The 13,531-nt window shown below is 52.3% G+C and carries 13 protein-coding genes; 5 read left to right on the top strand and 8 right to left on the bottom strand.

Translation table 11 applies throughout. From position 1 onward, the window contains the following. Positions 1-35: 35 nt before the first annotated feature. Positions 36-1,625, top strand: coding sequence for a M28 family peptidase (locus ACSHSR_RS11965; RefSeq protein ID WP_208141593.1), 1,590 nt, complete (start codon positions 36-38; stop codon positions 1,623-1,625). 88 nt (positions 1,626-1,713) lie between these two features. Here ACSHSR_RS11965 and ACSHSR_RS11960 read toward each other — a convergent pair whose 3' ends face one another. The 4 genes from ACSHSR_RS11960 to ACSHSR_RS11945 all read right to left on the bottom strand — a co-directional run bounded on the left by ACSHSR_RS11960 (position 1,714) and on the right by ACSHSR_RS11945 (position 5,394). Then, complete coding sequence (locus ACSHSR_RS11960; protein WP_219001222.1) at positions 1,714-2,565, bottom strand: class I SAM-dependent methyltransferase; 852 nt, start codon at positions 2,563-2,565, stop codon at positions 1,714-1,716. Between the two features lie 246 nt (positions 2,566-2,811). Then, positions 2,812-3,705 carry a hypothetical protein gene (locus tag ACSHSR_RS11955; RefSeq protein ID WP_479630786.1) on the bottom strand — a complete coding sequence of 298 codons (894 nt, stop codon included), beginning with the start codon at positions 3,703-3,705 and terminating at the stop codon, positions 2,812-2,814. A gap of 286 nt (positions 3,706-3,991) precedes the next feature. After that, positions 3,992-4,939 (bottom strand): ATP-grasp domain-containing protein, encoded by a 948-nt coding sequence (locus ACSHSR_RS11950; RefSeq protein WP_071239033.1) that lies wholly within the window; start codon positions 4,937-4,939, stop codon positions 3,992-3,994. Between the two features lie 20 nt (positions 4,940-4,959). Further along, a complete protein-coding gene (locus ACSHSR_RS11945) occupies positions 4,960-5,394 on the bottom strand; it encodes a MaoP family protein (protein ID WP_479630785.1) in 435 nt (144 codons plus the stop codon). 110 nt (positions 5,395-5,504) lie between these two features. On the opposite strand from ACSHSR_RS11945, the gene hdfR reads away from it, so the two are divergent. After that, positions 5,505-6,350 carry an HTH-type transcriptional regulator HdfR gene (gene hdfR, locus ACSHSR_RS11940; protein WP_025009534.1) on the top strand — a complete coding sequence of 282 codons (846 nt, stop codon included), beginning with the start codon at positions 5,505-5,507 and terminating at the stop codon, positions 6,348-6,350. A 94-nt stretch (positions 6,351-6,444) separates the two neighbouring features. Here hdfR and ACSHSR_RS11935 read toward each other — a convergent pair whose 3' ends face one another. Then, positions 6,445-6,816: a diacylglycerol kinase gene (locus tag ACSHSR_RS11935; protein ID WP_045283749.1), complete on the bottom strand. Its 372-nt coding sequence runs from the start codon at positions 6,814-6,816 to the stop codon at positions 6,445-6,447. Positions 6,817-7,234: 418 nt separating this feature from the next. On the opposite strand from ACSHSR_RS11935, the gene ACSHSR_RS11930 reads away from it, so the two are divergent. Together ACSHSR_RS11930 and ACSHSR_RS11925 are read left to right on the top strand one after the other, a co-directional pair. After that, positions 7,235-8,224: a DNA ligase gene (locus ACSHSR_RS11930; RefSeq protein ID WP_479630784.1), complete on the top strand. Its 990-nt coding sequence runs from the start codon at positions 7,235-7,237 to the stop codon at positions 8,222-8,224. 55 nt (positions 8,225-8,279) lie between these two features. Next, positions 8,280-8,750, top strand: a complete 471-nt coding sequence (locus ACSHSR_RS11925) for a low molecular weight protein-tyrosine-phosphatase (protein ID WP_479631518.1) — start codon at positions 8,280-8,282, stop codon at positions 8,748-8,750. Positions 8,751-8,868: 118 nt separating this feature from the next. On the opposite strand, the gene ylqF is transcribed toward ACSHSR_RS11925, so the two are convergent. Together ylqF and ACSHSR_RS11915 are read right to left on the bottom strand one after the other, a co-directional pair. Further along, on the bottom strand, positions 8,869-9,810 hold the full coding sequence (gene ylqF / locus ACSHSR_RS11920; RefSeq protein WP_479630783.1) for a ribosome biogenesis GTPase YlqF: 942 nt from the start codon (positions 9,808-9,810) through the stop codon (positions 8,869-8,871). A 76-nt stretch (positions 9,811-9,886) separates the two neighbouring features. Then, positions 9,887-10,726 (bottom strand): isopenicillin N synthase family dioxygenase, encoded by an 840-nt coding sequence (locus ACSHSR_RS11915; RefSeq protein WP_144164960.1) that lies wholly within the window; start codon positions 10,724-10,726, stop codon positions 9,887-9,889. 217 nt (positions 10,727-10,943) lie between these two features. Between ACSHSR_RS11915 and ACSHSR_RS11910 the strand changes: the two genes are divergently transcribed. After that, positions 10,944-11,861 (top strand): bifunctional methionine sulfoxide reductase B/A protein, encoded by a 918-nt coding sequence (locus ACSHSR_RS11910; RefSeq protein WP_208136975.1) that lies wholly within the window; start codon positions 10,944-10,946, stop codon positions 11,859-11,861. A 56-nt stretch (positions 11,862-11,917) separates the two neighbouring features. Here the strand turns inward: ACSHSR_RS11910 and ACSHSR_RS11905 are convergent, their stop codons facing one another. Continuing rightward, complete coding sequence (locus tag ACSHSR_RS11905; RefSeq protein ID WP_028779322.1) at positions 11,918-13,477, bottom strand: SulP family inorganic anion transporter; 1,560 nt, start codon at positions 13,475-13,477, stop codon at positions 11,918-11,920. Between the last annotated feature and the right edge of the window lie 54 nt (positions 13,478-13,531).

Below are 13,531 nucleotides of genomic sequence, written 5' to 3'. Positions count from 1 at the left end.
GCTGAACAAAATAGATAATAGCAAGGAATGAAGTCGTGAAATTTACCTCTGTGTGTGGCCTGTTGGCCACACTGTTAACGCCCGCTCTGGCGTTGGCCGCCCCCTTTGAACTGGATGAATCCAGCTATCGCCAGGATGTGAAAACCCTTGCCAGTGACGCGTTTGGAGGCCGTGCGCCTCTGTCGGCCGGTGAACAGCTGACCTTGGATTACCTTACCGAGGCCTTCAAGGAGATGGGGCTTGAGCCAGGGTTTGGCAACAGTTATCTGCAAGCCGTTCCCATGGCCAGGATTACCGCAGATCAGAATATGCAGTTAAAGCTGGGCTCAATGAGTTTCAGCAACGGCGAGGAGTTCACTGCCCGCACTCAAAGAGTGACACCCAAGGTGGAGCTGCAAGACAGCGAGGTGGTATTTGTCGGCTACGGTATCAATGCTCCGGAATACGGCTGGAATGACTTTGAAGGCCTGGATGTTCGTGGTAAGACCCTGATTGTGCTGGTCAATGATCCCGGCTTTGCCACTCAGGATCCCCAGGTATTCAAGGGCAATGCCATGACCTATTACGGTCGCTGGACCTATAAATATGAAGAAGCGGCCCGTCAGGGCGCCGAAGCCGTGTTTATTGTGCATGAAACTGCGCCCGCCGCTTACGGTTGGGGGGTGGTGCGTAACAGCAACACCAATACCAAGTACACCCTGGTGGATAAAGATAACAACGCATCATCGGTTGGCGTGATGGGGTGGATCCAGCACGATAGCGCCAAGAAGCTGTTCAGCCAGGCGGGTCTGGACTTTGATACCTTGAAGCAACAGGCGGTCAATAAAGGCTTCAAGGCGGTGCCGTTGAAACTCAAGGCCAATCTGACCTTGAACAACAAGATAGAGCTGGCGCAATCCCACAATGTGGCGGCCTTGTTGCCTGGAACCGAGCATAAAAATGAATACTTGGTGATGCACGCTCACTGGGATCACCTGGGAAAAACCATTGAAGATGGCAAGGAAGTGGTGCTCAACGGCGCTGTGGATAACGCCTCAGGTGTGGCCGGTGTTCTGGCACTGGCAAAGCACTTCAAACAGCAAAAGGGTATTGATGCCCCGAAACGCTCGATTCTGTTCAGCGCCTTTACTGCCGAGGAAACCGGACTCATTGGCGCCCAGTACTTTGCCGAAAATCCCCCGGTTCCCACCAAGCAGCTGGTGGCATTTCTCAATATAGACGGCATGAATATGGGTAAAGGCGTGGATTACATCCTGCGTTATGGTGAGGGTGTGTCAGAGCTGGAGCAGTATTTGAATGATGCCGCCAAAGGGCAGGGACGCAGCGTCAAGGCCGATCCCCGACCGCAAAATGGCTTGATGTTCCGCTCGGATCATTTCGCTCTGGCCAAGGAAGGGGTACCCGGCTTGCTGTTTATGAGTTTGGGGGATACAGACCCGGATTATATTGCCCACAAATATCATAAGGCAGCCGATGATTATGACCCAAGCTGGAGTCTGGATGGGGTTCGGCAGGATTTGGCCTTGATAAGCGATATCCTGGCGCGGTTGGCCAATAACAATGACTGGCCCAAATGGCTTGAAGATTCGGACTTCAAGAAGCGCCGGGCTCAGGATCAGCGCTGAGTTTGGTGGCAGGTGTGACTCAAAAAGGGTTACACCTGTCCATGCTTCTTGTCACTTGAAAGCGTAATTAATGGAATGCCTTGGTTTTTCATGGCTGCTCGACACAGGCATGCACCAGAAAACTGGAGTGGAAGTATTTGGGTATGTATTTGGACAGCAGATAATTGAAGAAACCTACTCGTTTCCACTCTTTGAAATCGGCGTAATGCGCGACTGAAATCACCTTTAGCTTTCCATGCCATTGCTCAATCTCCCGTGGCGAGTCGAGTGCCAACTTAAAACCGGCACCGGCATATTTTACGCTGTCGTGGTTATCTGAATTGTCCCTCATCCAGCGACTGATACCGTCGAATAGAATATGGCAACCAGGAAAGCGGTTGGCCAGTTCTTGAAGCAACTGTTGTACCTGACAATTGTCGAAGTACATCAGCAGGCCTTCGGCAATAAAAACAAAGGTTGCGCCCTGATGACGGGCATTGAGTTCATCCATCCAATCGCTATCAAATACAGAAGCACTGATGCATGTCTCACAACTGTCCGAAGGAAGGAGCTGCTCTCTGAGGGCAATCACTTCAGGCAGATCCAGGTTGTAAAACCAGGCCTTGTCCTCCATCGTGTTTCCCATCAGCTTTTGAATCCTCTGAAAGCGGGTATCGAGCCCGGCTCCGAGGTTGACTACAACACAGGACTGCGCCGCAGCGATAATATCCGCCGTGAGTCTGTCAAAGTAACCCGCGCGGATGGCAACCCCTACTGAGCTCAATACAGATTGGTCAAAACTTGAGAAGTCATAATCAAATTGTTCGATAAGCGCGCAGGCCCAAGGATCTGAGAAGAAGGCATCTTTCAGTTTGGATTGGCACGACTTCATATAGAGCGGGATAAAAAGTGTTTGGGCGATAGGATCATTTAGCCCTGTGACTGCCAGCTTGTTACTCATCTTTGCCTCCTCCCTCATTCTCCCTGTTAAATGATAACCATTATCATATGCGTGACTGTGAGCAAGAGTGGATTTTTATCAAACTCACTTTTTGAGAGGCTTGGCAGGCGAGAGGGCAGGAATACTTGGTGATTGTCGACAAAAGAATAGTGGATGACAGCTTTGACTCGATCTGCCAATAAGCGACTATGGTCAGGGAAAGGGGGCAGGAAAAAGCGTGATTGTATCGTCAAGCGGAGAACAAGTTCAGAAACGGTAGCTGATCGATAACATGGGGCCGATGAAACTATAGTAGAGGTTGTAGTCGGCCACTTTTACCGCGGCGTCCGATGCGCTCTGACGCACATCCACATCCACTTTGTAATAGTTGTAGGCCAAGGTGATGTCCCAACGATCACTCAGGGTGGTTTTCATGCCGGCTCTGATATCGACCAGTGAGCCCTTGAGATCATCGAGGCGCACGGAAAAATATTGGGCATGTAGATTAAATTGCCAACCGGGTGCCAGCTCATAGTCACCAAAGAGGCCAATATTCGGCAAAGGTGCGGTAACGCTTTCATCCACCAGTCTGGGAATGGGCTGAGCGCTGCAGATATTGCCGCTGAGCTCTGAGGTGGCACAGGCCCCGATTGAACCTTCGAAGCTGCTTTCAATGAACATAGTGTGCAGCCCTACACTGACCCCTATGTTATAGCCGTTGCCTTGAAACAGATCATAGCCATAGCCGATGCGGGCGATATCGATATTGAGCGTGGTGCCCAGCTGGCCACCGGCCTTGACATCATAGACGGTATCGTCAATCTGGACCTGAAATGGTCGACTGACCGCTTGAGTTTCGGCACTGCGGTGCAGTTGTTTCCAGTCAAAATAGATGTGGTGCCTATCGTTGAAACGGTATCCCAATTCAAACAGAGGCAGAAACTCGTTTTCCGCCAACTGCAGATCAGACTCAAAATCCAGATCGAAATCGTTGCCGACCAAGGGATCGGTAACTTGCATATTAGTGTCGGACTGAGAGTAGAAACCACCAATATTCAAGCTCCACTCGCCGGCTTGGGTTTGGGTAGTGGCGCAGCAGAGCAGGGCGAGTGTCAGCGACAGTCTCAAACCTGAATTGTTAATAGAGTGTGGTGTCAACAATGGGTAATCTCTTTTCGTTACTCAGATAATCCAAGTGCCTTCTCAGAGATTCCTTTTCCGGGATAAATCGGCACGTGCGCGGTTTGAGTGCTTGCCGGCTGTAGTTTGCAGGATGACACTTCTTGTATTTTCGAATGCTGAAAATCCGCGCGACTGCAGAGAGTCTAAACCAGAATGATGGTTTTTGTGAATAGAATGTTTACAAATGTGTGGTTTTTTATGATCTACCACAAAAAAGCGCCCCATAAAGGAGCGCTTCAGTCTGATATTAAAGCTTGTGTTCGGATCAGGCCTCGGACTCGCTGCTGTCGTTTTTCTTGGAGTCCTTGTTGAACATGCCCAAACGGATACGGATAAAGTGCAGTATTTGTGCTGCTATATCCAGGTGGAGACAGGACTCCAGTCCTTCAAAGCCCGGCGAGGAGTTGGCCTCGCAAATCTTGTAGTGACCGTTGTCAAACAGCAGATCTATCCCGGCAACATCCAGATCCAGTATGTTGGCTGTCTGGGTTGCCAGCCACTCGATTTCAGGTGTGACCGCAAAGGGGCTGGCTGAGCCACCGGCGCTGACATTGGCTTTGAAACTGTCCTCTTGGCCGCGTCTCTCGTAGCAACCCGCTACCCGGCCTCCTATGGTGAAGACTCGCAAGTCCCGGCCATGACTGTTGGAGATAAACTCCTGCAGAATGATGTTGGCATTCTTGTTGGTGGCCTCGATAAGCTGCATCAGATCATCGAACTCACGTGCCTTGTGTGACAGAAACACGCCGCTGCCTTGCGAGCCGGACAGTGTCTTGATCACCACAGGGAAACCCAAGTGGCGTTCAACCAAGTCAACATCAACCGGGAATTTCACCAGCATGGTCTTGGGCGTTGGCAGATTCTTTTCGGCCAACAGTTGCTGGGAAAACAGCTTGTCCTTAACGGTTTCTATCGCCTTGGAAGAGTTAAGGCAATAAACGCCAAGACGCTCCAGATGGCGGATAATCGCCAAGGCAAAATAGGTGGTACCCGAGCCCATACGAGGAATAATAAAATCGGGCAACTCTACTGGTTGCCCGTTCAGTAAAATACTCTTGTTGTCCTCTCGGGTCACTGTAAGGTCAAACTCGTCGGGAGCATAGACCTCAAGTTCGATATTGTCGGCCTTGGCGGCCTCCAACAATCGGTTAATCTCATACAATTCAGGTTTTAGCTGAGTCGCGGTCTCTTTATATAAAATCCAACCACGCATTTAGTCGCAAACCCTAATTTTCATTGGTCATCCTCAAGTTCAGGCTCATCCTGAACATCGTCATCTATCATATCGTCAAGATACTCAGTATCGGCCTTTTTCACCAAAGTGGTGCCGACAACTGCGTAGAAAGGCTTCCCTGAAGCCAACTTGACATACTTTACCCAGATCTTTTCCAACAAGCTACCGGGAGCGGAATTTCCGCGGACAACTTCAACAAAATGACTCTCCTCCGGATTTCGGGGGGCTTGGCGTCCCTCCGCCAGAGCCTGCATGGCAACGCCATGTTTTTCGAGTAATTCTGCTTCGTTGTAAGTAAAATCCCCGCTGCGGCGAAAGCCTTTGGGGAAGTTCTTGTCGTCATAGAAACGGCGTTCGCTGACGAAACTCTCATTGGCGGCTTGTTGCACAGATGCACTCTGCAGTGCCGATGGTGAAGGAGTCGTGGTCAACATGGCGATATTCCTTACAAAATGGTTCTTGAGGAGATTTGCAAGCAGAGTATTGGCTAGTATGATTGATTTATAAATCAAAAAAATTTGTCTATGACGATAAAGAATTTTTTATGGACACGGATTTACTCAAGACATTTCTGGAAGTTTCCCATACCCGCCATTTTGGGAAGGCCGCCGAGAACCTCTATCTGACCCGCAGTGCCGTATCTTTCAGGGTTAAGCAGCTGGAGAGCATTCTCGGGGTCGAGTTGTTTGAACGGCAGCGAAACAACATACAACCGACCCCGGCCGGGGTGCGGATGCTGGCGCATGCCGAAGCGGTACTGACCGCCTGGGAGCGGGCCAAACAGGATATCTCCCTGAGTGAACACCAATCGGTGCAATTGGTTATCGGCGCGGCGCCCAATATCTGGGACGCTTATCTGCAGGGATATATGCAAGGCTTACATCAGGGGCTTGCCGGAGTGGCGCTGCGCACCGAAATTCTGGCACCGGCGGCGATGACCAAACAGTTGATGGACCGAACGCTGGATCTGGCCATTGCCTTCGATCCCCCTAAGCTGGAAGAGTTTGAGTTGTTGCAGATAGGGGAGGTGTCGCTGCATCTGGTGAGCACAGAGGCGGCTTCCTCCGTCGATGAACTGACGGACAGGCATTACATCAAGGTCGATTGGGGCACGGCATTCAATATCCAACATGCCAGAGACTATGCCGAGTTACCCATTCCTGTACTGCATACCGGCTCGGCTCGTATTGCGCTGGACTTTCTGCTCAATAATGGTGGCAGTGCATTTTTGCCGCAAAACATGATTGAACCTTATCTGGCGAAAGGGGAGCTGTTTGTGATTGATGATAAGACACCGCTCAGGCGCAATGTTTACGTAGCCTACTTGCCGGGCAACGACCGCCTGGAGCAGATACTGCAAGCGGTCAACTACCTCAGAAGTCAGTTCTAAATTTGGCCGGGCATTGAGCGTTTTGCCTTGATGCCCGGTTGCCTCACTGAAACATTCAAAATACCAAAGCGTGCATTCAACATACCAAAGCGCTTTAGAGCACCAAAGGCCAGATAACCACGGCCCAGGTCAGGCCGCATAAACACAGGCTGATAAAGACCGCCGCCGAGGCAATATCTTTGGCCTGGCCGCTCAAGGGGTGAATTTCATCGCCCACTCTGTCGACCACGGCTTCAATGGCTGAATTCAACAGCTCGGTAATAATGACAATAAATACCGTCGCTATCAGCAGTATTTTTTCTGTCTTGGCCACATCCAGATATAACGCCAGCGGGATCATTAACAATGCCAGTACGGCTTCCTGACGAAAGGCGGCTTCATGTTTCCAGGCTGAGCATAAGCCCTTGATGGAAAAGCCGGTGGCGCGGAAAATGCGTTTCAGTCCGTGATTGTTGGCGGGTTTCATATTCTCTCAATTCTTGATCTGTGGCTATGGCCGGTTGCTGTATAAAGACCTGCTGAACCGTGAAAGGTTCCTGGGTTAATGGGGTTGTAACTTGTCGCTTCCTTTATTGACCTCGCGTTGGTCACTAGTGACTAATTTGACTATTAGTGCAGTGGCGCTGAGGTTTCCAAGGTGCGGCGGCATTATAGCAGCTCATCTTGCCGCTGATATAACAGTTACTGCATCTACCACGGGTGTTTGGCCGTTATTATGGGATGGCGGGAGGTTTGGCAAAGGGGGAGGGCCGTTTCGATAATCGTTACACTAGTTGTCACCATAACCGCCACAACTTTCTATACTCTTTGTAGTTTTGATCTTTGTAGTTTTGGTCTCTGCTATAGGATGTAGCAGGCAATTGGTCGATAGCCAGGGAGGGCTTATGCAATATCCGCAATCTTTACCGACAACAGCATACCTTAAACGTTTTCCGGCCATGCTGTTACTGCTGCAAACTTTTCTGCTGGCCTTGTCTTTTATGCTCTCGTTTCCGGCGGCCGGTGATAGAGAATTACCGGCCCCGGAGCTGGCCGGTCGTTGGCAACAACATAAGGCCGAAATCAAGGATTTTCTTGTCAGTGAAAAACTCGATGGTGTCCGCGCCAGATGGGACGGCAGGCGTTTGCTGAGCCGCTCGGGCAGAGTGATTCCTGCACCAATTTGGTTTGTGAAGGACTTTCCTGCCGTGGCACTCGAAGGAGAGCTTTGGGGCGGCTATCACAGCTTTAATACTGCATCGCTGCTGGCCAGAGGTTTAGGCGAAGCAGACTCCTGGCGCCAGCTGGGTTTTTATCTGTTCGATGCCCCTGGGCTGAAAATGGCTTTTGCTGAACGTTATCAGGCGTTCAAGCAGTATCACCAACTGACCCCTTATCTCTATGTCATCGAGCAGCGGCGTCTGAGCAGCACGCAAGAGTTACATCTGTGGTTACAACAGGTGGTGGCCAAAGGGGGCGAAGGCCTGATGGCGCACCGCATCGATGCCATGTATCTGGCGGGGCGCAGTGATGCCTTGTTAAAACTCAAACCAGTGGAAGATGCCGAGGCGCGAGTACTGGCGATACTTCCGGGAAAGGGCAAGTATCAAGGCATGATGGGCGCCTTGCTGGTGCAAACCGAGGCTGGGGTAAGTTTTCGTCTGGGAACAGGTTTCACCGATGCCGAGAGGGCTTCACCGCCACTTCCCGGAACCTGGGTGACCTTTGCTTTCTCCGGGCTGACCTCGGGCGGCAAGCCTAGGTTTGCCCGCTTCCTTAGGGTAAGATCCGACTATCGGCTCAGTTTCCCGGCAGGGGTTATCGAGGCAAAAGTCTCTGCCGCCGACCCGGCTGCGGAACGCAATCCTGCCGAGTCAGCCAATAAGGAACCTTAAGGTGGAATTTCAAAGCGTACCAAGTGTCAGTGAGGGTGAAATCAACCGTATCTTGATGGTTTGTATGGGCAATATCTGCCGCTCACCAACTGCTGAAGCTGTGGCCCGGGCCAAGGCTCAGGCCATGGGACTGACACTGGAGTTGGCTTCTGCCGGCACCATAGGTTATCACTCAGGGGAGTCGCCGGACAGGCGCGCCCGCGCCGCAGGTGAGCGGCGCGGGCTGGACTTTTCAGGGATCAAAGCCAGGCAGGTGTGTACGCGGGACTTTGCCCATTTCGATCTTATTCTGGCGGCCGATCGTGAGAATCTTCAGGCCCTACATGAGGCTTGTCCCCAGATTTACAAACACAAGCTGGCCTTGATGCTGGACTTTGCCGATACTCCCATCAGGGAAGTTCCGGATCCTTACTATGGTGGCGACAGCGGATTTGAGCAGGTTTTGGATCTGTTGGAGTTGAGTATTGCCGGACTGTTTGCCCGGATCCAGGCCGCCAGGCCCAGGAGTATCCTGCCGGCGCGGTGAGCTGTTCTGCAAGGACTAAAGTCATAGAGCTTATGCGGAATTTAGTAGGATAAGTGACAAACAAAAACAGGCCACAAATGGTGGCCTGTTTTCGCTAAGCTTGTTTCTTGAGGGTAACTTAACCCTGATGGCGTTTGCCGGAGCGCTTCAGCTTATCGGCTTCTTTCTTTGCCTGTTTGAGGGCTTCTTTCTCCGCCAGCAGCTTGGCCACTTCGACCTCTTCTGCCTGGGCCATTTCCGGCGTTTCCAGGGACAGCTGGCCGATTTTCCCTGAGCGGAACTCATGTAGTAGCAGTTCCGAGGCCTTGTGCAAATCGATATTACCGCCGCTTCTGAGGGCGCCACGCCTGCGGCCTATCTCTTCGAGCAGTTCGATATCTGTGGCGGGCAGGGAGGTCAGCTTATAACGCTCCATCATCGCCTCCGGGTAGGCATGCAGGAAGTAAGCTGCGGCAAACAGGGCCACATCCTCATATTCCATGGCGGTATCCTTGATGGCACCTGTGACCGCCAGGCGATAACCCGAGGCTTCATTGTCCACCTTGGGCCAAAGGATCCCCGGCGTGTCGGACAGCACTATGCCGTTTTTAAGGTTGATCCTTTGCTGCGCCTTGGTCACCGCAGGTTCATTACCTGTCTTGGCAATCACCCGGCCAGCCAGGGTGTTGATGATGGTGGATTTGCCCACATTGGGGATGCCCATGATCATGGTGCGAATATCCTTGAGCGCACCTTCGCTCACGGGGACCAGTTTGCGGCACAGCTCGGGGATCTTTCTGACCATGGCAGGTTGCAGCGTAGTGATGGCTTGTGCCCGCACCCCTTGTTCCTGCTCCAGGTACTCAATCCAGCGATTGGTTATCTCGGGATCGGCCAGATCAGACTTATTCAGCAACTTGATACAAGGCTTGTCCTGGCGCAGCTTTGCCACCATGGGATTTTCACTGCTGTAAGGTATTCGGGCGTCCAGCACTTCGATCACCAGATCTATCTGAGGCATCACCTCTTCTATCTCTTTGCGGGCCTTGTGCATGTGTCCCGGATACCATTGAATCGCCATCTATTGCTTATCCTGCTGAAAACTGAAAAAAGAGCGCTATTGTAGCATTCCGAACTGAAAAAAGCGCCCGCAGGCGCTAGATAACCCCAAGTTCGCGCAGGCGCTCCATCAGGTAGCTGTCGGCGGTATAGCGCTCTGACAGCACTACGTCGGGGCGAGGGTGCAGGAACAGCGGCAGTGAGATCCGCGACTTGCTCATATCGGCACCTTCCGGATTGATCACCCTATGAGTGGTCGATGGGAAGTAACCGGCGGAAGCCTCCTGGAGCATATCGCCTATGTTAATGATAAGGTTGCCAAAATCGCTGGGAACATCCAGCCATTCTCCATCGAGGCTTTTCACCTGTAGCCCGGGCTCGTTGGCGGCTGGCAATACGGTAAGCAGGTTGATATCCTCATGGGCGGCGGCGCGAATGGCGCCCGGGGTCTCATCACCTGTCATTGGCGGATAATGCAGCACCCGCAGCAGCGTCTTGTGGCTGTTGGCTATCATTTGCGACAGCGCAGTGCGGTAGTTGGCTGCCACCTCGGCAGGCGAGTGCGCCTCGACCCAGTCCAGAAGCTCGGCGGCCAGCGCATTGGCTTCTTGGTAGTAGGTGAGGATATTGTCCTGCAATTGCTCAGGAATGCGGCCCCAGGGGTAGACGTGAAAGTACTCTTTGATGTCTTTGACCGTATGGCCTTTGGCGGTTTCTGAAATGCTCGCCGGAAAGAAACCATCCTGGGTTTCCGGCTTGAACATGAAGGCCTGTTTTTCTTCACTGTTGAAGAAGTTCTGCCAGTCGCGGTAGATATCCTGCACCAACTGTTGTGAAATAGGGTGGTTGCGCAACACGCCAAAGCCGGTGCTGCGCAGGGACTCTACAAAGCGCTCGGCAGCATCTGCGGCGCGATAGTCTATGGTTTCCAGTTTCATCATCATCTTTCTTGGTTATTTTTTATTGACCCGATACTCGTGTCTCTAAGGACATTTTGTTGGCAGTCGGGTGACCCGGCGCAAGTCTACCTTGATGTCTTTATAGGGGCAACGTAAAGTGATCCAAGTCACTTTTATGGCTCTGTGTAACTTGAGTGAACGGTAACCGTTGCAATTCGGGTCCTATGGGTTACGCAGAGTAATCGAGGAGCGTTAAATGAAACCCCTGAACGAGTTTGAGCGTTATGTCATAGAGGAAAAAGGCACAGAGCGCCCTTTCAGTGGAGAGCTGTATCAACACAATGCCAAGGGGCGATATCTGTGCCGCAAATGCGGCGCCCCCTTGTATTTGTCCGAGCATAAATTCAATGCCCATTGTGGCTGGCCCGCCTTTGACGATGAAATCTTTGGTGCCGTCACCCGGATACCCGACGTCGATGGTCGCAGAACCGAAATCGTCTGCAGTCAATGTGGTGGTCATCTGGGACATGTGTTTGAAGGAGAGGGATTAACGGCCAAGAACTTGCGACATTGCGTCAATTCTGTCTCCATGGTCTTTGAGGCCATAGATGATGCCGAGGCTCAGCAGCCGGCAACTGAAAAGCGTTTGGAGACGGCCACCCTGGGCGGTGGCTGTTTCTGGTGCTCAGAGGCGGTATTTTTAAGCTTGGCCGGGGTTACGCAAGTGACTTCCGGCTATGCCGGCGGCGCGGCAAAAGATGCCAACTACAAGGCGGTATGCAGCGGCGCAACCGGCCATGCCGAAGTGGTGCAGATAGTTTTTGACCCCACTGTCATCAGCTATTCCGAGCTGTTGGAGGTGTTCTTTGCCAGTCATGATCCCACCACCTTGAATCGCCAAGGCAACGACGTGGGGCCTCAGTATCGTTCGGTGATTTTCGCGCACTCGGATAAGCAGATTGAGACGGCGTCCTCCATGATTAAGGCGCTGGATGAGGAAGGCGTCTTTAGTGCACCGATAGTGACAGAGTTGACCGCCTTTGATGGTTTCTATCCGGCGGAGAACTATCATAACGACTATTTTGCGCTCCATGGTGAGCAGCCTTATTGTGCCTTGGTGATCAAACCCAAGCTGGATAAGGTGCGGGAACGTTTCAGTGCCAAGCTGAAGTAGAATAGAAAAACGGCAAGCCTCATCTTGCCGTTTTTTATGGTCTGGACAGTGTTAATTTACGAGTCTAACTTGTCGTCGGCAATCTTGTATCTGGGATCTTCAATCAGATTGACTTCCACCAGATCGCCGGCCTTGTGCAGCAACTGCTTGCAGTCGTTGGAAAGATGACGAAGATGCAGGCGTTTACCTTGGTTCACATAGCGCTCGGCCAAGGTGTCTATGGCATCGAGAGCCGAGTGGTCACAGACCCGGGATGACTGGAAGTCGACCACGACATCCTTGGGGTCATTGTTGGCATCAAACAACTCAAGGAACGAAGCCGCCGAGCCGAAAAACAGTGGGCCATTGAGGCGGTAAACCGCCCAACCGTTGGCATCTATACTCTTTTGAGCACTGATCTGTTTGGCATGCTCCCAGGCAAATACCAGCGCAGATACTATCACCCCGACAAATACCGCAATCGCCAAATCGGTAAATACCGTCACCACAGTCACCAGCACGATAACAAAGGCATCGTGCTTGGGCACCTTGCGCATCACTTTAAAGCTGGCCCATTCAAAGGTCCCCAGCACCACCATAAACATGACCCCGACCAAGGCGGCCAGCGGGATCATCTCGATAAAGGCGGCGGCAAACAGAATAAAGCACAGCAAGGTGAGGGCGGCGGTGATCCCGGAAAGACGACCGCGGCCCCCTGAGTTGATGTTAATCATCGACTGACCAATCATGGCGCAGCCACCCATGGCACCGAAAAAGCCACTGGTGACGTTACCCACGCCTTGGCCGACACATTCCTTGTTGCCACGGCCGCGGGTCTGGGTCATCTCATCGACCACAGTCAGGGTCAGCAGAGATTCAATCAGGCCAACAGCTGCCAGGATAACGGCATAGGGCGCTATGATATAAAGGGTTTCCAGATTGAAGGGCACGGCCGGAATGGCAAAGCTTGGCAGTGTGCCGGCGATAGTAGCCTCAGGATTACCGCTCATATTGCGCAAATAATCGAGCACGTTGCGGGTATCCAGATCCAGGCCCACCACCAGAGCGGTTACTGCCAGTATGGCCACCAGGGATGAAGGCACGGCTGTGGTCAGCTTAGGCAGAAAATGTATGATAGCCATGGTCATGGCTATCAGCGCCAGCATCAGCCAGATATCTGCACCGGGTAGCCAGGCCATCTCCTCTTCGCCGACTTTGACTTGAAATTGCCCCAGTTGCGCCAGGAATATTACTATGGCCAGGCCGTTGACGAAGCCTATCATCACAGGATAAGGCACTATGCGAATGAACTTGCCAAGACGCAGTGCTCCGGCGGTAATTTGAATTATTCCGGCCAGCACCACGGCGGCAAACAGATAGCTGACTCCGTGGGACACCACCAGACTGGTCATGACCACGGCCATCGCGCCGGTGGCGCCTGAGATCATGCCGGGACGGCCGCCGATGAGGGCTGTGATCAGTCCCATAATAAAGGCGGCATAAAGGCCCACCATAGGCTCTACTTTAGCAACGAAGGCAAAGGCTACCGCTTCGGGCACCAGCGCCATAGCAACCGTTAGGCCGGAGAGTATATCCGCCTTGTGACTGCTGGTTTTATGGCGTATCAGTTCAAACATTCAGCTTGGGATCCCATCTTGAGGGTTAAAAACAAAGTTGCGCATACTAGCAAA

The organism is Shewanella sp. VK101 (assembly GCF_056497865.1).
The sequence above is the reverse complement of the archived record's forward strand: the minus strand, read 5'-3'. Positions and strand labels throughout refer to the sequence as shown.